At 70.0% G+C, this 20,289-nt stretch carries 20 protein-coding genes, 2 tRNA genes and 1 pseudogene; 8 read left to right on the forward strand and 15 right to left on the reverse strand.

Going from position 1 to position 20,289, the window contains the following annotated elements; genetic code table 11:
- Window position 1: 1 nt before the first annotated feature.
- On the reverse strand, window positions 2–478 hold the full coding sequence (gene bcp / locus QNA09_RS07975) for a thioredoxin-dependent thiol peroxidase (RefSeq protein WP_010596774.1): 477 nt from the start codon (window positions 476–478) through the stop codon (window positions 2–4).
- Window positions 479–552: 74 nt separating this feature from the next.
- On the opposite strand from bcp, the gene QNA09_RS07980 reads away from it, so the two are divergent.
- Window positions 553–774, forward strand: coding sequence for a DUF3618 domain-containing protein (locus QNA09_RS07980; protein WP_003938940.1), 222 nt, complete (start codon window positions 553–555; stop codon window positions 772–774).
- A 265-nt stretch (window positions 775–1,039) separates the two neighbouring features.
- Window positions 1,040–1,807, forward strand: a complete 768-nt coding sequence (locus tag QNA09_RS07985; RefSeq protein WP_010596775.1) for a L,D-transpeptidase family protein — start codon at window positions 1,040–1,042, stop codon at window positions 1,805–1,807.
- A gap of 40 nt (window positions 1,808–1,847) precedes the next feature.
- On the opposite strand, the gene QNA09_RS07990 is transcribed toward QNA09_RS07985, so the two are convergent.
- A complete protein-coding gene (locus tag QNA09_RS07990) occupies window positions 1,848–2,684 on the reverse strand; it encodes a mycofactocin-coupled SDR family oxidoreductase (protein WP_102030794.1) in 837 nt (278 codons plus the stop codon).
- Between the two features lie 261 nt (window positions 2,685–2,945).
- Here QNA09_RS07990 and QNA09_RS07995 point away from each other — a divergent pair, with 261 nt between their 5' ends.
- On the forward strand, window positions 2,946–4,109 hold the full coding sequence (locus QNA09_RS07995; protein ID WP_308072393.1) for a transposase: 1,164 nt from the start codon (window positions 2,946–2,948) through the stop codon (window positions 4,107–4,109).
- 214 nt (window positions 4,110–4,323) lie between these two features.
- Here QNA09_RS07995 and QNA09_RS08000 read toward each other — a convergent pair.
- A pseudogene (locus QNA09_RS08000) lies at window positions 4,324–5,160 on the reverse strand (alpha/beta fold hydrolase); the annotation flags it as partial.
- Between the two features lie 171 nt (window positions 5,161–5,331).
- Window positions 5,332–5,404, reverse strand: a tRNA-Lys gene (locus QNA09_RS08005).
- A gap of 348 nt (window positions 5,405–5,752) precedes the next feature.
- Between QNA09_RS08005 and QNA09_RS08010 the strand changes: the two genes are divergently transcribed.
- Both QNA09_RS08010 and QNA09_RS08015 read left to right on the forward strand, forming a co-directional pair.
- The gene (locus tag QNA09_RS08010) at window positions 5,753–6,895 is read left to right on the forward strand and encodes an Ig-like domain-containing protein (RefSeq protein WP_225223300.1); all 1,143 of its coding nucleotides are present in this window, start codon (window positions 5,753–5,755) and stop codon (window positions 6,893–6,895) included.
- 249 nt (window positions 6,896–7,144) lie between these two features.
- Complete coding sequence (locus QNA09_RS08015) at window positions 7,145–8,593, forward strand: selenium-binding protein SBP56-related protein (RefSeq protein ID WP_059174804.1); 1,449 nt, start codon at window positions 7,145–7,147, stop codon at window positions 8,591–8,593.
- A 154-nt stretch (window positions 8,594–8,747) separates the two neighbouring features.
- Here the strand turns inward: QNA09_RS08015 and QNA09_RS08020 are convergent.
- From QNA09_RS08020 to QNA09_RS08040, 5 genes are all read right to left on the reverse strand, one after another.
- Window positions 8,748–8,825 (reverse strand) — tRNA-His (locus QNA09_RS08020).
- An 83-nt stretch (window positions 8,826–8,908) separates the two neighbouring features.
- On the reverse strand, window positions 8,909–9,508 hold the full coding sequence (orn, locus tag QNA09_RS08025) for an oligoribonuclease (protein WP_119699675.1): 600 nt from the start codon (window positions 9,506–9,508) through the stop codon (window positions 8,909–8,911).
- Between the two features lie 156 nt (window positions 9,509–9,664).
- Entirely contained in the window at window positions 9,665–10,468 is an 804-nt protein-coding gene (gene cmrA, locus QNA09_RS08030) for a mycolate reductase (protein WP_040271644.1), read from the reverse strand.
- A gap of 26 nt (window positions 10,469–10,494) precedes the next feature.
- Complete coding sequence (locus tag QNA09_RS08035; RefSeq protein ID WP_040271650.1) at window positions 10,495–12,522, reverse strand: NADPH-dependent 2,4-dienoyl-CoA reductase; 2,028 nt, start codon at window positions 12,520–12,522, stop codon at window positions 10,495–10,497.
- Complete coding sequence (locus QNA09_RS08040) at window positions 12,519–13,064, reverse strand: PadR family transcriptional regulator (protein ID WP_010596341.1); 546 nt, start codon at window positions 13,062–13,064, stop codon at window positions 12,519–12,521. Before QNA09_RS08040 ends, QNA09_RS08035 begins: the two co-directional genes overlap by 4 nt.
- A gap of 164 nt (window positions 13,065–13,228) precedes the next feature.
- Here QNA09_RS08040 and QNA09_RS08045 point away from each other — a divergent pair, with 164 nt between their 5' ends.
- Window positions 13,229–14,563, forward strand: coding sequence for an MFS transporter (locus QNA09_RS08045; protein WP_010596342.1), 1,335 nt, complete (start codon window positions 13,229–13,231; stop codon window positions 14,561–14,563).
- Between the two features lie 170 nt (window positions 14,564–14,733).
- Here QNA09_RS08045 and QNA09_RS08050 read toward each other — a convergent pair whose 3' ends face one another.
- Window positions 14,734–15,075, reverse strand: coding sequence for a hypothetical protein (locus QNA09_RS08050; RefSeq protein WP_203011647.1), 342 nt, complete (start codon window positions 15,073–15,075; stop codon window positions 14,734–14,736).
- Window positions 15,076–15,268: 193 nt separating this feature from the next.
- Between QNA09_RS08050 and QNA09_RS08055 the strand changes: the two genes are divergently transcribed.
- The gene (locus QNA09_RS08055) at window positions 15,269–15,808 is read left to right on the forward strand and encodes a site-specific integrase (RefSeq protein WP_238424146.1); all 540 of its coding nucleotides are present in this window, start codon (window positions 15,269–15,271) and stop codon (window positions 15,806–15,808) included.
- A gap of 83 nt (window positions 15,809–15,891) precedes the next feature.
- Here QNA09_RS08055 and QNA09_RS08060 read toward each other — a convergent pair whose 3' ends face one another.
- Window positions 15,892–16,713 carry an acyl-CoA thioesterase II gene (locus QNA09_RS08060; protein WP_040271653.1) on the reverse strand — a complete coding sequence of 274 codons (822 nt, stop codon included), beginning with the start codon at window positions 16,711–16,713 and terminating at the stop codon, window positions 15,892–15,894.
- Window positions 16,714–16,808: 95 nt separating this feature from the next.
- Between QNA09_RS08060 and QNA09_RS08065 the strand changes: the two genes are divergently transcribed.
- On the forward strand, window positions 16,809–17,459 hold the full coding sequence (locus QNA09_RS08065; protein WP_203011648.1) for a TetR/AcrR family transcriptional regulator: 651 nt from the start codon (window positions 16,809–16,811) through the stop codon (window positions 17,457–17,459).
- Window positions 17,460–17,576: 117 nt separating this feature from the next.
- Here the strand turns inward: QNA09_RS08065 and QNA09_RS08070 are convergent, their stop codons facing one another.
- The 4 genes from QNA09_RS08070 to QNA09_RS08085 all read right to left on the reverse strand — a co-directional run bounded on the left by QNA09_RS08070 (window position 17,577) and on the right by QNA09_RS08085 (window position 20,277).
- On the reverse strand, window positions 17,577–17,879 hold the full coding sequence (locus QNA09_RS08070) for a hypothetical protein (RefSeq protein WP_238424147.1): 303 nt from the start codon (window positions 17,877–17,879) through the stop codon (window positions 17,577–17,579).
- 49 nt (window positions 17,880–17,928) lie between these two features.
- Window positions 17,929–18,399 (reverse strand): hypothetical protein, encoded by a 471-nt coding sequence (locus QNA09_RS08075; protein WP_237658197.1) that lies wholly within the window; start codon window positions 18,397–18,399, stop codon window positions 17,929–17,931.
- Between the two features lie 92 nt (window positions 18,400–18,491).
- Window positions 18,492–19,415, reverse strand: a complete 924-nt coding sequence (locus QNA09_RS08080) for an SGNH/GDSL hydrolase family protein (protein ID WP_040271737.1) — start codon at window positions 19,413–19,415, stop codon at window positions 18,492–18,494.
- A gap of 22 nt (window positions 19,416–19,437) precedes the next feature.
- Window positions 19,438–20,277, reverse strand: coding sequence for an alpha/beta fold hydrolase (locus tag QNA09_RS08085; RefSeq protein ID WP_203011649.1), 840 nt, complete (start codon window positions 20,275–20,277; stop codon window positions 19,438–19,440).
- Window positions 20,278–20,289 lie beyond the last annotated feature (12 nt).

Raw genomic sequence — 20,289 nt, forward strand, 5'->3', positions numbered from 1 at the left:
GTCAGACCGACAGGTCGCGGCGCAGTTTCGCGACGTGCCCCGTGGCGCGGACGTTGTACTGCGCGACCTCGATCCGGCCGTCCTCGTCGACGACGAACGTCGAACGGATCACGCCCGTGACGGTCTTGCCGTACATCTTCTTCTCACCGAACGCACCCCATGCCGTCAGCGTGGTCCTGTCCGGATCCGACAGCAGCGGGAACGTCAGCTGCTCGGCGTCCCGGAACTTCGCGAGCTTGGCCGGCTTGTCGGGGGAGATGCCCACGACGGCGAGCCCGGCGCCGTTCAGGTCGGCGAGGCTGTCGCGGAAATCGCAGGCTTGCTTGGTGCACCCGGGAGTGCTTGCCGCGGGGTAGAAGTACACGATCACCTTGCGTCCGCGGTAGTCCGACAGGGATACCTCGTTGCCGTCCGCGTCGGGGAGGGTGAATTCGGGAGCCGTGTCGCCGGGAGCGAGCCTGCTGCTGTTTTCCGTCACCTCCGAGAGGGTAACGGACCTGTGCGTCCACTACCGTGGTCGCAGCACAGTGCAGCGACCAACTGGAGGATCACGTGGGTAGGGACACCGAGGCCATCGAACGGGACATCGAGAACGCCCGCAACCAGCTTGCGAGCACCCTCGACGAATTGAGTGTGCGCGCCAGCCCGAAGAACGTGATGGCGCACACCAAGCAGACCGTGATGGAGAAGGTGAACCAGCCCAACGTCAAGTACGCGCTCGTCGCGGTGGGCGCCGTCGTCGGTGCGCTGGTGCTGCGCAAGCTGTTGCGCTGAATTCTGTCGCGCCGAGTTCTGTCGCGCCGAGTTCTGTCGCGCCGAGTTCTGTCGCGCCGAGTTCTGTCGCGCCGAGTTCTGTCGCGCCGAGTTCCGGCCCCGAAGGGCACCGTCGTCCGGCGTACCGGACCGCGGTGCCCTTCGTCGTCTCCGGGCGGCGTCGGCGCGCGGGCCGATCGGTGACCTTGGACCGTTCCGAGTTCGATCATGGCGTGATTGACTGAGAGTGAGCCACACCGCGCCATCTCGGAGGGGGCTGACGGCCATGCCGAACGCACAGCGGATTGCACGACTTCTTCTCGTCTCGATCCTGACCGCCGTGGCCCTGCTCGGCTCCGGGGCTGCGGCCACTGCTGGGACGCTCGGCGGTGCTTCGCCGACACGGCTGCCCACGTCGGCGCTCGAGCCGGCGAACGGCGCGGTGGTGGGGGTGGGGCACCCGGTGACCATCCGGTTCGGCGCCCCCGTCGCCGACCGCGCCGTCGCCGAGCGTGCCGTCGAGATCACCACGTCGAAGCCGGTGAGCGGCCACTTCGCGTGGCTCGACGACCGCCGGGTGCAGTGGGTTCCCGACGACCTCTGGCCGGGGCACACCACCGTGACCGTCGCCGTCGCCGGAGCGCGCACCCAGTTCCAGGTGGGCGACGAGTTCGTCGCCGTCGCGAACCGCTCGACGCACCAGTTCACGGTCCTCCTCAACGGCGAGGTGGTACGGACGATGCCGGCGTCGATGGGCAAGCCCGGCTACGAGACCCCGGTCGGCACGTTCTCGGTGCTCGAGAAGTTCCGCGACCTCGTCATGGACTCGTCCACCTACGGCGTCCCGATCGACTCCCCGGAGGGCTACCGCATCGACACCGAGTACGCCGTGCGGCTCACGTGGGGCGGCATCTTCGTGCATGCCGCGCCGTGGTCGGTGGACTCGCAGGGGTATGCGAACGTCAGCCACGGGTGCATCAACCTGAGCACCGAGAACGCGCAGTGGTACTTCGACCGGGTGAAGATCGGCGATCCCGTGATCGTGGAGGGCTGACCGGCGGGCTTCGCCCGCCGGCGCACCGGACCCGGGACGGCTACTTGATCACTGCGCCCGCGTCGATCGGCAGCTGCACCCCGGTGACGTAGCGACCCGCGTCGCTGACCAGGAACAGGATCGCGTTGCTGATGTCGACCGGTTCGACCCATTCGATCGGCAGGGCGTTCATGGTCTTGAACGACTCGCCCGCTTCCTCCCGGGTGATCTCCGACGGCTTCTTGTCCGGGTTGAAGACCGCGTAGGTCTGCTCGTTGTGGATCATGTCGGTGTCCACCGACGTGGGATGCACCGAGTTGACCCGGATCATGTGCGGGGCGAGCTCGTTGGCGAGGGTCTTCGTCAATCCCACCACGCCGTGCTTGGCCGCGACGTAGTGCGCCAGGTTCGCCAGTCCCTTGATGCCGGCGGTGGAACTGGTGAGCACGATCGCGCCGCCGCCGTCGTTGGCCTTCAGGTGCGGCACGGCTGCCCGCACCGTCTTGAACACCCCCGTGAGATTGATGTCGATCATGTCGTCCCACATCTCGTCCGTCAGGTCCTCGACGGGCGCGAAGGTGGCGATGCCGGCGTTCGCGAGGACGATGTCGAGCCGGCCGAGCTGGGCGACGCCCTCGTCGACCGCCGACTTCAGGGCGGCACTGTCGCGGACGTCGGCCTGGGTGGCGACGATCCGCCGGTCCAGCGCCTCGACCTGCCGAACCGTCTCGGCCAGGTCGTCCGGCGTGGCGAGGGGATAGCCCACGGAGTCGACCTGCGCACAGAGGTCGACCGCGATGATGTCGGCGCCCTCCTCGGCCAGCCGGACCGCGTGACTGCGGCCCTGCCCGCGTGCAGCACCGGTGATGAATGCGACCTTGCCCTCGAGCTGACCCATGGTGGTACTCCTCCGGCATTCGGTGTGATGTTCGTCCCACAGTAGGTGGGTTCGACGGGCATCGGACCGAAATCGCAAGGCGGCTCGGCACACTCAGTCGTCGCGGCATGCCGGTGCGAGCCGGACACGCACGCCTCGTCGTCATCTGATGTGCGGCGCGGATACTGCCTCGTTCACGAGGGAGAGGAAGCGCCGTCCTCCTTTCGGGGGGAGTGGTGGTGTCGGGCGAACCTGTCGGTGGGGTCGGTTAGCGTGCCGGGCATGGGGGTCGAGGTGGTGCGCTACAACTACCGGTTGCGGCCGGGCACCATCGCCGAACATGCACTGATGCAGGAGTGGCATCGCTGCCGGTTCCTGTGGAACGAGGCGGTGCACCAACACAAGGCCGGTCGCCGGCCGACGTTCGGGAAGCTGGCCAAGCAGTTGACCGACGCCCGGGCCCGCTCGTCGTGGTTGCGGGACGGCTCCCAGGTCGCCCAGCAGCAGATGCTGCGCACCTACGCGCACGCGCTCGACGCGTCGTGCACGGTCGAGGGCCGGGGCCGGCCCAGGTACAAGGCGCGGAGGAAGACCCTGCCCTCGCTCGAGTACACCCGCCGCGGGTTCCGGATCCGCCACGGCCGGTTGGTGCTGCCCAAGGGCGTGCGTGTGCCGGTGGTGTGGTCGCGGGTGTTGCCGTCGGCGCCGTCGAGTGTGCGCATCACCCGCGATTCGTTGGGGCACTGGTACGCCTCGTTCGTGGTGACCCGCGAGGCCGAGCCGATCCCGGCCGCCGACCCGAACAGCGCGGTCGGGATCGACTGGGGCGTGGCCCGCACCGCGACGGCCACCGAGGAGCGGTTCGACCTGCCGCAGCACGGGCACCGGAAACGGTGTGCGGCGCAGGTGGCGAGAGCGCAGCGGACGATGGCGCGGCGCCGCCGAGGCACGGGGCACCCGCCCTCGAGGGGCTATCGCCGGGCCCGCACCCGGGCCGCGAAGGTGCAGAAGAAAGCGGCCCGGCGCAGCCGGCACGACGGCCGGATCTGGGCCCGGGCCGTGGTCGAGGCGCATCATCTGGTCGCGGTGGAGGATTTCCGACCCCGGTTCCTGTCGAGGTCGACGATGGCGCGCACGGCCGCCGATGCCGCGGTCGCGACGGTGAAACGGGAGTTGATCGAGCGGGGCAGGCGGGCCGGCCGGAAGGTGGTGCTGGTGCGGCCCGCGTACACGACCATGACGTGTTCGAGGTGTTTCGCGAGAGCCAAGCAACGCCTCGGACTCGGGGAACGTATCTTCCGGTGCTGGGCGTGCGGGCATACCGCGTGCCGGGACCGGAACGCTGCCAGGGTGATTCTGGCTGTGGCGGAGCGTGGCCACACCGGTGTCGACGACGTGAGTCAAGCGGATCACCTCCCTCCCGGTGGTGGTGCGGTTGCGGTCTGAGCCGGGAATCTCCTTCTGGAAGGAGAGGCGTCAACGGAGGAAATCGAGGATCACGACAGCTGTCTGCGCGGGCTGCCCCAGCCAGGGCGCGTGTCCGCCCGGGAGGACTGCCAGCTTCGCCGAGGGGATCAGGTCGGTCACCCCCCCGCGCGACGGTGACGTCGCCGAGCGGCTCGTCGCGGCCCCAGACGAGAAGCGTGGGCATGGTCAGGCGGCCGAGTTCATCGGGACGTACGCGCGTCCGCCGGCGGAACCCGGACGGCGTCAGCAATGCCAGGGGAGACACGAGTGCGTGTATCTCGTCGCGCGCGGCCGACTCGGCGACGGGGTCTCTGCGCATGGCAACGAGCAGATCGATCAGGTCGGGATGCCGGACCAGCGTCGCGCGTTCCCCCATGACGGCGGCAAACCGGAGCACGGACTCCCGGCCGGGCGGAACGAGACCGGCCGCCAGCCTGCCGAGCCCCGGAGTGGCGAGTACCCGGTGCGGCAGCGGGCACCGCGTCCCCGGAAAGGCGGGCGGCCCGACTAGTACGAGCCGGCCGACCCGCTCCGGGTGCGCGAGTGCGTACCAGGTGGCCCACACACCGCCCGCGGAGTGCCCGAGCAGCACGGTCTCTTCGAGGCCGAGGCCGAGGACGTCGAGCAGGCGATCCAGCCACCCGACCGCCGCTGTGCGGAAGTGCCGTCGGGGGTGGTCGATCGGGTCGCTGAGGCCCCGGCCGGGCAGGTCCGGGGCAATCGCGCGGACGCCGTCGAGTTCGGCGAGTAGCGGCAGAAAGAATCCGGCAGCGACCCCGGTGCCGTGGAGCAGGATCATCGGCGGTCCGGCGCCCTTCTCCAGGACGTGCACTCGGGTGGGCAAGTCCGATTCCACCCTGCGGCTGTATCCCGAGCCGTCCGGAAGCACTCGTTCGTACCATGCTCGCAGGCCCGCGTGGCCGTCGTCCGCCGACGTCCCAGCGTCTCGCACAATGCTCTTCGTGAACATGGCCCCAGTTTGTTCGCGACGGCCGAGCGCTCGCATCGGGCGAATTGTGCAGTCCGTCATCCCGCACAGGGGAAATCTGTGTACGACACCGCCGGCGAAGTGCCGGATCGGCGGGACCTGCTTCGCGGGATGCACGAGTTCGTGTCGGGCTGGACGGGGATGACAGCGGACACGACGGAAAGAAGAAGGAAGGCTGGCGATCTCGCAGATCGCCGGCCTTCCTTCGTGCTGTGCGCCATCAGGGACTCGAACCCCGAACCCGCTGATTAAGAGTCAGCTGCTCTGCCAATTGAGCTAATGGCGCTTGGCGGTGCGTCTCCGGGCGTTGTCCCGGCGACGAAGGAAAGACTACACACCTTCCAGGAGCGCACCAAATCGGCTGGTCATGCCGCATTTCGGTGGAAGCGGGACGTAACGCCGAGGGGGCCGGCGGCGATTGGTATTCGAACGTTATTCGCGTCGTCGACGTCGCGGCGGCTGTGCCTCGAGCGGGGCTGGCATCATCGAACGCACGCGCATCGACGTGCAGTTTTGCGGCCCGGGGGAGGCCCGGAATCGGAGGGTGAGAGTGGTTGGGAACAGTGCGGCGCCGCGCCGCCGGCGGAATCGGCATGCCGTCGCGGCGGTGCTCGGGGCGGTGTTGGTCGGCGTCATGACCTTCGTCACGGCCTGCTCCGGCGCGTCCGGCGCCGGCGGGGCCGAGGAGGTGCCGATCGATTCGAATCCCCTCGCCGCGCTCATCAAGCCCACGGTCTCGGCGAGCGTGGTCGACGGGGGAGTCGGCTTCTCGCCCATCGAGCCGGTGACCGTCTCGGTGGTCAACGGCAAGCTCGAGTCCGTCACGCTGCTCAACCCGGACGGGGAACCCGTAGCCGGGGCACTCGGTCCGGACGGAGCCACGTGGGCCAACACCGAGCCGCTCGGCTACAGCCGGCAGTACCGGCTCGAGGCCGTCGCGTACGGGCTCGGTGGAGCGACGACGACCGTCGTCTCGTTCACCACCAGCGCCCCGGGAAATCTCACCCAGCCGTACGTGATGCCGGGTGAGGGCGCGGTCGTCGGCATCGGCCAGCCCGTCGCGATCCAGTTCGACGAGAACATCCCCGATCGTCTCGCTGCCGAGCAGGCCATCACCGTCGTCACCGAGCCGCCGGTCGACGGCGCGTTCTACTGGCTGAGCAACCGTGAGGTGCGGTGGCGGCCCGAGAACTACTGGGCGCCGGGCACGAGGGTGACGGTGGACGTGAAGGTCTACGGTCGCGATCTGGGCGACGGTCTGTTCGGCCAGTCGGACGTGCACTCGAGCTTCACGATCGGCGATGCGGTGGTCATCACCGCCGACGACAACACCAAGCAGGTCACCGTCAACCGCAACGGGGTCGACGTGATGACGATGCCCACGTCCATGGGCAAGGACGGCACGCCCACCCCCAACGGCGTGTACACGATCGGCGACCGGTTCGAGCATCTGGTGATGGACTCGTCGACCTACGGCGTCGCCGTCGACTCCGCGGAGGGGTACCGGACCCCGGTGGACTGGGCGACGCGGATGTCCTACAGCGGGATCTTCTTCCATTCGGCGCCGTGGTCCCTCGGCGACCAGGGCGTGCGCAACGTCAGCCACGGCTGCCTCAACCTGAGCCCGGCCAACGCCAAGTGGATCTTCGACAACACCAAGCGCGGTGACATCGTCGTCGTGCAGAACACCGTCGGCGGCATCCTCTCGGGCACCGAGGGACTCGGGGACTGGAACATTCCGTGGTCGACGTGGAAGGCCGGAAACGCGCGCGCCTGATCCGGCGCCCCGGCGTGAGGCAGGCCGGGTCCGCCTCCTGCGGTAGCGGTTGGCACGAGACCCCCGGGATCGACGATCCCGGGGGTCTTCCCGTGTCGGGTGCCGACCGCCGGGCAGCCCGACCGTGGAGGGTCGACATGCGGTCCTGCGCGGCGGAGAATCAGGGAGAAGGCATGCCTACCTGTGACGTCGACCGACCGTGGACCACCGAGCGTGGCCCGGCGGACAGGTCCGAGTCGAGGAGGATTCATGTCTGCGACGACAGATCCCACGTTCTACCGCAGCCCGAGTGACGCCGTGGCAGCCGCGCCCGAGCGGCTTGCCTATGTGGCTGCCTTCGATCCGGCCGGCCGGGCGAAGGACGCGATCGCAGTGGTCGATTGCGAGCCGGGTTCGCCGACATACGGTGGTGTGATCGGCTGGACCGAGCTGCCGACGGCGGGCAACGAGTTGCACCACTTCGGATGGAACGCCTGCTCGAGCGCGCTGTGTCACGAGGGGCACGGTCACGAGGGGCACGGTCACGAGGGGCACGGCGATCACCACGGCCAGCCGCTCGAGCGGCGGTACCTGGTGGTGCCGGGCATCCGCTCGTCGAGAACGTATGTCCTCGACACCAAACCCGATGCGCGGCACCCGGTGGTGACACGCACGATCGAGGCCGCCGAGCTCGCCACGAAGGCGGGATACTCGCGGCCGCACACGGTGCATTGTGGACCGGGTGGCATCTTCATGTCCGCCCTGGGAGGCGCCGACGGCGCCGAGGGTCCGGGTGGTGTCGCGCTGCTCGACCACGACACGTTCGACGTCATCGGAGCCTGGGAGGCCGAGCACGGCGAGCAGTCCCTGGCGTACGACGTGTGGTGGCACCTGAAGCACGACACGGTGATCACCTCCGAGTGGGCCACGCCGTCGATGATCGAGAACGGACTGAACGCCGAGGACCTCCTCGGCCGCAGGTTCGGACACCATCTGAACTTCTGGAGCATGTCCGAGCGCAAGCCGACGCAGCGCATCGATCTCGGTGACGAGCATCAGATGGTTCTCGAACTCCGCCCGGCGCACAATCCTTCCGCGGCGTTCGGGTTCGTGGGCGTCGTCATCAGCGTGGAGGATCTGTCGGCGTCGGTGTGGATGTGGCACAAGAGCGACGACCGGTGGGCGGTGGAGAAGGTGATCACCATTCCGGCGGAGCCGGCCGACCCCGACGATCTGCCGCCGGCGCTGAAACCCTTCGGCGCGGTACCGCCGCTCGTCTCCGACATCGACCTGTCGGTCGACGACCGTTGGCTGTACGTCTCGTGCTGGGGCACCGGAGAACTCAAGCAGTACGACGTCGGCGACCCGTTCCACCCACGGGAGACGGCATCGGTGCGCCTCGGTGGGATCGTGGGCCGCGCGCCGCACCCGGCGGTTCCGGACCTCCCGATCGCGGGAGGCCCGCAGATGGTGGAGATCAGTCGCGACGGGCGCCGGGTCTACGCCACCAACTCGCTCTATGCGGCCTGGGACGAGGTCTTCTACCCGGACGGTGTGGGGGCGTGGATGGCGAAGTTCGACGCCGATGTCTCCGCCGGCGGCCTGGTCGTCGACGGCGGGTTCTTCCCGCACGGCGACGACTTCCGCGGACTTCGGGTGCACCAGACGCGCCTGCAGGGCGGGGATGCGTCCAGCGACTCGTACTGCTTCACCGGGTGAGCGTCGTCGCACGGCGCCTTCCGCCCCATCGTCTGGGTACACCCGATGGCTGCCCGGACCGTGTTCGGACGGGGGCACTGGTGCGGAGTTCGACACACGGCGCCGAAAACAGGCGAGTCCCTGACCGGCTTCCGCCGATCAGGGACTCGCCCTGTGGGGGTGAGTGACGGGACTCGAACCCGCGACAGCCAGGATCACAACCTGGTGCTCTACCAACTGAACTACACTCACCATCGCATTCGCGATCGGCCTGGGCCGGTTGCGCCTGCGGTACAGATACTAGCCTGAGTTTGCCGGAAACGGCGAATCCGCAGGTCAGGCCGGGCCCAACTCCTTCGTGACGGCGGCGATCTCGGCGGACGGGGGGCCCGGAGGTGCGACGAACGCGGTACGCCGGTAATACCGCAACTCGCGAATCGACTCCTTGATGTCGGCGAGCGCCCGGTGTGACAGGCCCTTGGCCGGTTGGCCGAAGTAGATCCGCGGGTACCAGCGGCGGCACAGCTCCTTGACGGAGCTGACGTCCACCATCCGGTAGTGGAGGTAGGCGTCGAGCTCGGGCATGTCGCGAGCGATGAACCCGCGGTCCGTCGCGATCGAGTTGCCCGCCAGGGGCGCGGTGCCGGCCTCCGGGACGTGTGCCCGGATGTAGTCGAGCACCATCTTCTCCGCCTCGGCGACGCTCACCGTGGACCTGCGCACCTCCTCGGTGAGCCCCGAGCGCTCGTGCATCTCGGTGACGACGTCGGGCATCGCGGCGAGTGCCTCGTCGTCGGCGTGGATGACGATGTCCACCCCGTCTCCCAGCACGTTGAGATCACTGTCGGTGACGAGGGCGGCGATCTCGATCAGCTGGTCGCTGTCGATCCGCAAGCCGGTCATTTCGCAATCGATCCACACAAGTTTGTCCTGCACGAAACACAGCGTAGTCAGCCCGGTCGTGGCGATACGGTCACGGTGACCATTCCGCGGCCGCACGTGGACGAGGAGGACACCGGATGACGGTCGATCCGACGCCGAGTCCGGTGTGCCGTTTGGGCTGCTCCCGCAGCCCAAACGGCACACCGGGCGCTACGCGCCCAGCTTCTTGTAGAAGGCGCCGACGATCGGCGCGACGACACCGCGCGGGGTGTAGTTGCCGGCGACGGACATCGCCTTGCTGATCAGGCCCGGCACGATGCGCATCTTGTTCTCCGCGAGCGCGTCGAGCGACACCTTCGCGGTGTGCTCGCTCGAGATCCACAGGAAATCCGGCACGAGCCTGTCGACGATCGACGCCTCGGCCGGGTCCGGGGTCTCCGTGCGCACCGGGCCCGGCGCCAGCAGCGTCACGTGCACGCCGCTGTCCTTCAGTTCCCCGCGCAGCGACTCGGAGAAGGTGTTGACGAACGCCTTCGTCGCCGCATAGGTCGCGTTGTTGGGTATCGGCATGTTGCCCGCCGCGGAACCGACCATCAGGATCGCCCCGGATCGGCGCTCGACCATCTGCGGCAGCACCGCGAGGGTCAGATCGTGCACGGCGACGGCGTTCAGTTCGACCTGAGCCCGTTCGTAGGCCGGATCGAGCTGGGCCACCGGGCCGAACGTCGCGATGCCCGCGTTGTTGCACAGGATGCTGATCGGGCGCTTGCCGAGTTCCTCGACGAGCGCGGTTCGTGCGTCGCGGTCGGACAGGTCGCACGCGCGGACCTCGACGGTGACGCCGTGCTTCGCCCGCAGCGCCGCCGCGAGCTCCTCCATCACGTCGCCGCGGCGGGCGACCAGGATCAGCGAGTGCCCGCGCGCGGCGAGTTCGGCGGCGAGAGCCTCGCCGATGCCGGAGGAGGCGCCGGTCACGACGGCTCGGGCGTCGGGGGTGGGAGTCGGCAGAGTCATGGTCGCTCAGCGTAGCGGCGGCCGGCTCAGATGCGATCCGCCAGGCGGGTGCCCTGCTCGATCGCGCGCTTGGCGTCGAGCTCCGCGGCGACGTCGGCCCCGCCGATGACGTGGGTGGTCACGCCCGCGGCGGTGAGCCGATCGACGAGGTCACGGACCGGTTCCTGCCCCGCGCAGATCACCACGTTGTCGACGTCGAGCACCTTCGGGTCACGGCGCTCCGCACCGAAGCTGATGTGCAGGCCGGCGTCGTCGATCCGCTCGTAGTTGACACCGCAGATCTCGTGCACCTTCTTGTGCTTCAGGGACGCCCGGTGCACCCATCCGCTGGTCTTGCCGAGGCCCTTCCCGATCGGGCCGGGCTTGCGCTGCAGCAGGAACACCTCCCGCGGCGACGGCGACGGGCGGGGCGCGGTGAGTGCCCCCGGGGCGGCCTTCGGGTCGGTGACGCCCCACTCGCGCTTCCATTCGGCCAGGTCGAGGGTGGGGGAACGGTCGTGGGTGAGGAACTCGGAGACGTCGACGCCGATCCCGCCCGCCCCGATCACGGCGACACGGGCGCCGACGGGCGCACCGTCCCGGACGACCTGCGGGTAGGACAGCACGCTGGGATGATCGATGCCGGGGATTGCGGGCACGCGGGGGGTGACGCCGGTCGCGACGACCACCTCGTCGTACGCGCCGATCAGGTCGTCGGCGCCCGCGCGGGTACCGAGGCGGACCTGCACCTTCGTCAGCTCCAGCTGGCGGCGGAAGTACCGCACGGTCTCGGCGAACTCCTCCTTGCCGGGGATGCGGCGGGCGATGCCGAACTGGCCGCCGATCTCGTCGTCGGCTTCGAACAGGGTGACGGAGTGGCCGCGACGGGCCAGGTTCACGGCCGCCGCGAGTCCGGCAGGTCCGGCGCCGACGACCGCGACGGTCTTGCGGCGGCGGGTGGGGGCGAGCAGCAGTTCGGTCTCCCGGCCGGCGCGGGGGTTGAGCAGGCACGAGACGTGCTTGTTGACGAAGGCGTGGTCGAGGCAGGCCTGATTGCAGGCGATGCAGGTGTTGATCTCGTCGGGTACGCCGGCGGCGGCCTTGCGGACCCATTCCGGGTCGGCCAGCATCGGCCGCGCCATCGAGATCAGCTGTGCGTCGCCGCGAGCGAGGATCTCCTCGGCCGTCTCGGGCATGTTGATCCGGTTGGAGGCTGCGACCGGGATCCCGACGTGCTTCGCCAGCTCGGCGGTGACGTCCGCGAACGCGGCGCGCGGGACGGAGGTGACGATGGTGGGCACCCGCGACTCGTGCCAGCCGATGTCGGTGTTGATCAGCGTGGCGCCCGCGCGTTCGATCTCCTGGGCGAGGGCGACGATCTCGTCCCAGCGCTGGCCGCCTTCGACGAGGTCGGCCATGGACAGCCGGAAGCAGATCCCGAAGTTCGGCCCGACGGCCTCGCGGGTGCGGCGGACGATCTCGACGGGCAGCCGGCGACGGTTCTCGGCGCTGCCGCCCCACGCGTCGGTCCGGCGGTTGGTGCGCTCGGCGAGGAACTGGTTGATGAAGTACCCTTCGCCGCCCATGATCTCGACGCCGTCGTAGCCGGCCTGCTGGGCGAGGCGGGCGCAGCGGACGTAGGCGCGGATCTGCCGCCGCACCCCCCACGAGGTGAGCCTGCGCGGGCGGAACGGGTTGATCGGTGCCTTGATCGACGACGCGGACACACTCAGCGGCCAGTAGCTGTAGCGCCCGGCGTGCAGGATCTGCAGCAGGATGCGGCCGCCTTCCGCGTGGACCGCATCGGTGATCGTCCGGTGCCGGCGGGCCTCGAGCCGGTTGGTGAGTTTGGCGCCGAACGGCAGCAGCCAGCCGGTCCGGTTGGGGGCGTAGCCGCCGGTGACGATGAGGCCGACGCCGCCGCGGGCGCGCTCGGCGAAATACGCGGCGAGGCGACCGGTGTTCCTGGCCCGGTCCTCGAGACCGGTGTGCATCGAGCCCATCACGACCCGGTTGGGCACGGTGAACGGCCCGAGATCGAGGGGGGAGAGCAGGTGGGGATACGGATTCGTCACGTGTTGTCCTCGATGGTGAGGGCGTCGAGCACTTCCTGGCACCAGTCCGCGAAACCCTGCTCGACGCGGATGCCGCCGCGCAGGACCAAGTACTGGTGGAGTGAGGGCCCGGTGAGCCGGTGAGGTGCGGGGAAGTCGCGTTTCTCGATGGTGCGGTACACCTCGAGGCGTGCGGCGTGGGCGTCGCGGTGGCGGGTGAGCTCCGCGAGGAGGGCGGGGAGGGTGTCGGGCCCGGCGGCGCGGATCTTCACGGCCAGGTCGCTGCGTAGTTGCTCGGGGTCGGAGGGCTGGGAGATCCAGCGGTCCAGTTCGGTGCGTCCAGCGGCGCTGACGCGGTAGACCTTCTTGTCGGGTCGCCCGTCCTGGGGCACGGTGCGGCCGGTGATCCAGCCGCTCTCCTCCATCCGCCGCAGCACGCGGTAGATCTGCTGGTGGGTTGCGCTGTGGAAGAAGCCGATCGACTTGTCGAACCGGCGGGCGAGCTCGTAGCCGGAGCCGGACCGCTCGACGAGTGCGGCGAGCAGCGCGTGTTCCAGTGCCATGCCGCGAGTATGCACCGAGGTGCATATGCAATCAAGTGCACATTGGAGAGGACGTCCGCGAACCACCCGGTCAGTCGCGAACGCGATTGTGTTCGCGGCTGACGGGGGATCGCGCGGATCGTCAGAGGCCGGTTCTCGGCGCGACGATCTCCTAGGCTGCGGGCATGAGTGCGCACACGGACGCCGTCGCCGGGATCGGGGAGGCCACCTCGCGGCGCCAGGTCTTCGCCTGGGGCATGTGGGACTTCGGGTCGTCGGCCTACCACGCGGTGGTGCTGACCTTCGTCTTCTCCGTGTATCTCACCGACGCCGTGGGCGACGACCTGCCGGGGTCGATGTCGGCGAGCACGTGGCTCGGGTGGGCGCTGGGCATCTCGGGGTTCGTCATCGCGATCACCGCCCCCGTCTCGGGGCAGCGCTACGACGCGGCCGGCCGGCGCAAGCGGTCCCTCGCGGTGCTGTCCTACACCGGCGTCGCGCTCATGGCGGCGATGGTGTTCGTGCGCGACGACCACCGTTACCTGTGGCTGGGCCTCGTGCTGCTGGGGGTGTCGTCGGTCGTCGTCGAACTCGCGCAGGTGCCCTACAACGCCATGCTCCGGCAGGTCTCCACCGAGGAGAACATGGGCCGGGTCTCCGGTCTGGGCTGGGCCATGGGCTACGTCGGCGGGCTGCTGCTGTTGCTGCTCGGGTACTTCGGTTTCATCGCCGGCGACGGCGACACCCGCGGCTTCCTCGGGGTGAGCACCGAGGCCGGTCTCAACATCCGCCTGGTGGTGCTGGCCGCGGCGGTGTGGTTCGCGATCTTCGCCGTCCCGGTGCTGCTCGCGGTGCCCGAGGTTCGGCCCACCGGCGCCGATCCCGGCGCGGAACGGACCGGGATCGTGCACTCCTACCGGGTGCTGCTGCGCGACCTCCGCGAGCTGTGGGCGATGGACCGGCGCACCGTCGGCTATCTCGGCGCGTCGGCACTGTTCCGCGACGGTCTGGCCGGGGTGTTCACGTTCGGCGCGGTGCTCGCGGTGAACGTGTACGGCATCGACGCCGCCGACGTACTGCTGTTCGGTGTGGCCGCGAACGTGGTGTCGGCGCTCGGTGCCCTCGCGGCGGGGCGCTTCGACGACCGGGTCGGCCCCAAGGCGGTGATCGTCGCCTCACTCACCGCCATGATGGCCGTCGGCATCGTGCTGCTTCTGGTGTCGGGGCCGGTGATGTTCTGGATTTTCGGTCTGCTGCTGTGCCTGTTCGTCGGGCCCGCGCAGTCGTCGGCCCGCACCTTCCTCGCACGCATCACCCCCGCCGGACGGGAGGGCCAGATGTTCGGGCTCTACGCGACGACGGGCCGCGCCGTGTCGTTCCTGGCCCCGACCCTGTTCGGGCTCTTCGCCTGGACGTTCGGCGCGGACCGGGCCGGAATCGCCGGTCTGCTCGTCGTGCTCGGCGCCGGGCTGGTGGCGCTGCTCGCGGTGCGGGCCCCGGAAGGTCAGTCCTTGAAGTAGGCAAAGACTTTGCGGGAGCGTCCGTTAAGGTTCGTTGTCGCTGCTCGCGTGCGGTCTAGCCCTCCGGGTGCCTTCACTGTTGTTCGCTCGGATTCGCTGGCCCGACTGACACGCACGTGACACGAGCCGACGGCGCGTATACGGGATCGGGCGCGGTAGCGCCGGCGGGCTCAGTGCTGAGCCGTGGCACCGAGCCGGCGCAGCTCGACGACGAGCTCGACGACGAGCTCGCCGGCGGCGGCACGCACGGCAGCCACACGGCCGGCGATCGCAGCCGTGGTGTGGGCGGCCTCGTGCACGGCGCCACGGTTGGCAGGATGGACGTTCGCGAGCTGGTCGACCCGACTCCGAGAGCGGTCGGCGAGCATCGCGGCGCGGTGTGTCACGTGGGCGGCCCGGTCGAGCTGTGCGGCCAGCTCGGCGACGAGCTCGTCAGCGGCGGCGATCGAATCAGCGCGGCTCGTGCGGGCGAGCTGCAGCAGCTCGTCGACGGTCATTCCGTGAGGTCGCATCGGTCCTTCCGGGGAGATCGTGAGGGCGTCACAGCCTGGGGCCGTCTTGCGTTGCGGACGCTATCACCGCGAATGGACCCGACAGGCAGCGAGTTGAGCTCGCCGATGAGGCGACGGCGGCCCCGGCAGACCTACACGCCGCCGAGGTTCCTCGGGTGCTCGAGGCGGCCGACGAGGATCGCATCGGGCATGGGTGGCACCGCTGTGCGGGCTGCGGTGCGGCGAGATCGCTGGGCTCCGGTGGCCCGACGTTGATCTCGGCGCCGGCACGCTCACGATCGCGAACAGTCGGGCACGGGCCGGCTCGCGCACAGTCGAGGGTGAGCCCAAGTCTGCGGCCGGACGGCGCACACTCCCGATTCTGCCGGCGCTACGGGTGGCGCTCGAGGCGGCACGCCGGCGACAGCAGCGCGAGCGGCTCGCCCTGGGCCCGGACTACGGCGCCGGCGCTTACGTCGTGTCGAACGAGGCCGGCGAGCCGTATTCACCCGAGGTGATCTCGGAATACTGGCGCCGGCATGTGCGCCGGGCCGGTGTGCGCCCCATCCGGCTGCACGATGCGCGGCACACGGCGGCGACGGCGCTGCATTTGCAGGGGGTGCCGGTGGCGGTGATTGCGGCGTGGATCGGGCACAGTGACGGGAGTTTCACGCTGCGCACGTACGCGCACAGTCAGCACGAGGCGCTGCAGGCTGCGGCCGCGGTTCTCGGGGGTGTTGTGACAACGGCGTGACACTCGGGCGGCCTGCAGCGGCCCCGGTCTCGGATTCATGCAGCTCGTGAGCGGTTTCGAATGCGGGAAGGATGGGGTGCTTGTCAGTCCTTGAAGTAGACGAGCTGGTGGCTCGTGGCGAGCAGCGTGCCGTCGCGGCTCCACAGCTGGGCGGCCTGGTCGAAGTAGCCCTGCGAGAAGCGGTGCGTGCGCGCGGTGCCCAGCACGAAGTCGTCGCCCTGGGCGTCGAGCTGTGCGGCGTCGGCGTGGAAGTACACGGTCAGGGACACGGTCCCGGCCGGCATGTACCGGCCGCGCCGCAGGAACACCCTCGGGTAGAAGACGTCGCACAACGCCGTCAGCGCCGGGAAGTCGAGTGGGCGGACCGGTGCGTCGCGCACCCACAGTGTCGTGGTGGAGTCGGGGTGCTCGGCGGCGTCCTGCTCGGGCACCGCGCCCTCGACGAACCGCATCTCGTAGTTGCGGGCCCAGGCGATGAAGTCCGGAAAGGTCCGGGCGGGAACCGTCTCCGCGGGCGGCACCTCCGGAACGTCGAGCTCGGTGTCCGACCAGGTGTCGCGGCGGGTGCCGAACACCGCGGTGGCGGTGGTGGTGACCATGCCGTCCTGCGTCAGCTCGAGCAGCCAGTGCTGGTTGGTGCGGTTGGTGCGGACCGCCCGCAGGGTGATGTCGAACTCGCCGTCGGCGACCGGGCCGGCGTAGTTGACGGTCAGGGAGATGGGATCGCCGAGCCGGTCCGGGTGCTGCTGGACGGCCCGCAGCAGGGCGGCGGCGGTGACGCCGCCGAACGGGCCGACCATGTTCGTGTACTCGGGGCTGGTCCGCCCCCGCGTGTGACCGTCCTCCGCGGGCTCGAGCGCCACGGCGGCGTCGAAGGGGTGGGGCGGGGCGGCGATCTCGGTCACGACGACTCCTCGGGAAGAACGGGTCCGTTCCGGCGCGAACCGGACTTAAGTATGACAACATACATAGAAATCGGCGGCAAGAGCGGAGCAGGAACATGGCGAGGCGCAGCGACCCGACCACCGGCCCCCGTGCCGCGATGATCCGCAGCGCGATCCGGCTCATCCGGGAGCGGGGCGTCGCCGCGACCTCGTTCGCCGACGTGCTCGCCCACAGCGGAGCGCCCCGCGGGTCGGTGTACCACCATTTCCCGGGCGGAAAGGCGCAGCTCGTCGAGGAGGCCACGCGCAGCGCCGCCGATCACCTGGGCGACGGCGTGACGCGGGTGCTGGAAGCCTCGGACACCCCCGGTGCGCTGCGGGCGCTCGCCGACCTGTGGCGCCGCGGGCTCGAGGACGGTGACTACGCGGTCGGCTGCCCGATCGTCGCGGCCGCCCTCGGCACCGAACGCGGCGCCCGCGACGTCGCAGGCGTCGCGTTCGAGACCTGGTGCGACCTGCTCGCCGACGCTCTCGTCGCGGACGGGGTCGGTCCGGAACGCGCACGGTCGCTGGCGGTGCTCGTCGTCGGCGCGCTCGAGGGCGCGCTGGTGCTCGCCCAGGCACAACGCACCTCGGCGCCGCTCGACGCGGTGGTCGACGAGCTCACGGTCCTGTGCCGATCGGCGATCGACCCTGCTGTCGGGCCGTGTTTCGGAAGTGTGGAATCACCAGGCCGTTCGGGCGGTGAGGCGTGTCGCGAGCGCTGAATGAGCGGAGATTCCGGAGAGGGTTCATCGAGGGAGGGCCCGGCACCGCTGCGACGGGGATCGAATGCCTTCTGTTGCAGCACACCGGCTGAGTGCTTCGAGTGTCAGCACCGTCGACTATTCGGTGGACTTGGGGTGCGCAGTGCCGGCGGCCTTGATCCACAGGGTGCGGCGAGCGGTGTCGACGAGATACCACAGCCGTCCGCCGGCGGTGACCTCGTACTGCCACTGCTCCGTCACCGTCCCGCCGTGCGCGGCGGTGGCCAGAGAGCCTTTGAGTTGATGGTGTCGCGAGGTCGGTGCCGGTGTCTCGGGGCGGGCGCGCAGCTCGTTCCACGCGGTGAGGGTGTTCGACGGCGCCTGCTGACACAGCGCTTCCCACCCTTGACGGCGTCGGTAGTGGCGAACCGTAACTCCCACCCGCCGGTGGGGTCGGCGGGCGGGGCGACCCGGTCACCGCGTTCGGGGCTCACGCAGCGCCCGGCGGGGAAACCACACCGTGGTCTTCGTCGGTGTCGGCGGCGAGCAGGGCCGCAAGGTCCGGATCGGCCAGCGCTTCGGCGGTGTGCCGCCAGGCATCGATCACCTGTACCGCCGGGGCCGGGTTGTCGAGCGATTCTGCAGCGCGCAGCGTCGAGACCAGCTCGAGCACCAACTCCTGGACCTCCTCGCGGGAGAGGAACGTCACCCACGGGAACACCTCGGGCAGCACCTCGGTCACCAGCTCCCGCGCGCGGGTGTCACGTCGCATCACCGCCACGAACATCCGCGTCGTCACCGACGCCGCCGCGTGCTCGAGCTCCGCCCGCGCCGCGGTGGTGAGCACCAGGTCCTCCGCATCGCGCCGGCGCACCCGCAGCGACTGCGCCGGTGAGCGCCGGAGCCGCTCGACCGTGGCCTTGCCCCGCAACTGCAGGTCCGGGAACGACACCTCATCCATGCGCATACTTTAGAATTGCTTCTAAAGTCATGGTCTGTCGAGGCCCGCCACTCCTCGGATGGACCGAAGCGACGATCGCGATCCGGTCCGATCTAGTCCGCGATGGTGACCAGCACCTGTTCCGCGGCGTTGCGATGGCCGTCCGCGTTGGGATGGAGGGGGGCCGCCGGCTGGGACGGGAACAGGCCCTCGGTCCAGCGTTGCGCGGCCGGCTGGCACGCATCGTGCCCCACTGTGGACTCGCGCAGGTCGACGTAGTCGACACCCGCCGCGTCGGCCTGCTGCCGCATCGCGGCGTTGAGCCGGTCGATCTTGGCCTGCAGGTACGTCGCGTCGTCCGGCAGGATCGGCTGATCGGGATAGCAGCCGCCGTCCCGGATCCCGGTCGGGTAGCCGACCAGCAGGATGCGCGCCTGCGGGGCGCGGTCGCGGATCTCCTGCGCGATCGCGCCGTAGGTCGGCGCGAAGTCGTCGATCGCGCGATCCACGAGATCGACGCCGTCGCGGACGTTCGCGGTCGCGCACAGGGGTCCGGCCGGTGCCGAGGCCCTTCCGGACGAGCGATCGAGCGCGAGACACGACCCGGCCAGCGCGACCAGGCCGATGTCGTTGCCACCGATCCCGACGGTGACCAGCTCGGTGTCGGGGGTGAGCGCCTCGTACTGGGCGGCCACGGTGGAGCCCGACGAGACTACTTGGGGCCCTGACAGGTTCGCTGTCGTCGCGGAACTGCACGACACGTCGCGGAAGTCGTCGATGCCGAGTGTCCGGGCCACGGCATGGGGATAGTTGCTGCCCGAGCGGGCGCATGCCGGGTCGACCCGGGGCGGGATCATCGGGCCTGCCGTGAACGAGTCCCCCAGGGCCACATAGGAACTGTAGGCCGGACCCGGATCGGACCCGGTCGACGCCCCGGACCCGGTCGACGGCCCGGGATCGGTGCAGGCCGCGGCGGCCAGCACGGAGAAGGCGGCGGCCGCGACCGCGCCGAGCCGGCGGTGCCGTGCCGTGGTCACGGCGTCTCGTGCGGACATCCGCTCACGGCCGGTCGTCGATCCGGGCGAGGATCGCCTTCGCCAGCGCGTCCGGCGCCTCCTCGGGAACCCAGTGGCTGACGTCGTCGAGGACGACGAATTCGTATGGCGCGTCGACGAACTCGCCGCAGCGCTCGGCGCCCGCCCGGCCGAGGGCCGAATCCGCTGTGCTCCACACGTAGGTGGTGGGCACCCGCACCGGCGCGAGTTCGGCGAACTCGCGTGTCATGGCGCGGTACCAGTTGAGCGTGGCGGTCAGGGCGCCGGGCTCGGACAGCACGCGCACGTACTCGTCGATCGACTCGGAGCTCACCCGGTCGCCGTACATCGCGCGCAGCCGACGAGCTTCGTCCTCGAGCAGGACGTGCTCGGCCTTTCCCTCCTGCCGGAGCAGCTTGATGTAGGCCGCGCGGGCCTGCTGATCGGCGTCCTCGCGCAGGGCCCAACCGTAGGCCGCGGGGTGCGGCACCGACACCGCGGTCAGGGTCGTGATGCGGTCGGGGTGGTGTGCCGCGACCTGCCAGGCCACGGCCGCCCCCCAGTCGTGCCCCACCAGGTGGGCCCGGTCGAGCCCGGTCGCGTCGAGCAGCCCGACGACGTCGCCGACGAGCAGGTCGACGGTGTAGGCCGCCACGCCGTCCGGGCGGGCACCGGGGGAGTAGCCCCGCTGGTCGGGCGCGAGTACCCGGAGTCCCGCCTCCGCGAGCTGCGGGGCGACGGACTCCCAGCTGCGGGCGGTCTCCGGGAAGCCGTGCAGCAGCACGACCGGCGTGCCGTCGACGGGCCCGGCGGTGTGTACGTCGAAGGTGAGGTCTCCGAGGGTGACGCGCGTGGTCTCGAACATGGCGCCCACCGT

It is taken from the genome of Rhodococcus sp. AH-ZY2 (assembly GCF_030916465.1).
Classification (GTDB): domain Bacteria; phylum Actinomycetota; class Actinomycetes; order Mycobacteriales; family Mycobacteriaceae; genus Rhodococcus; species Rhodococcus ruber.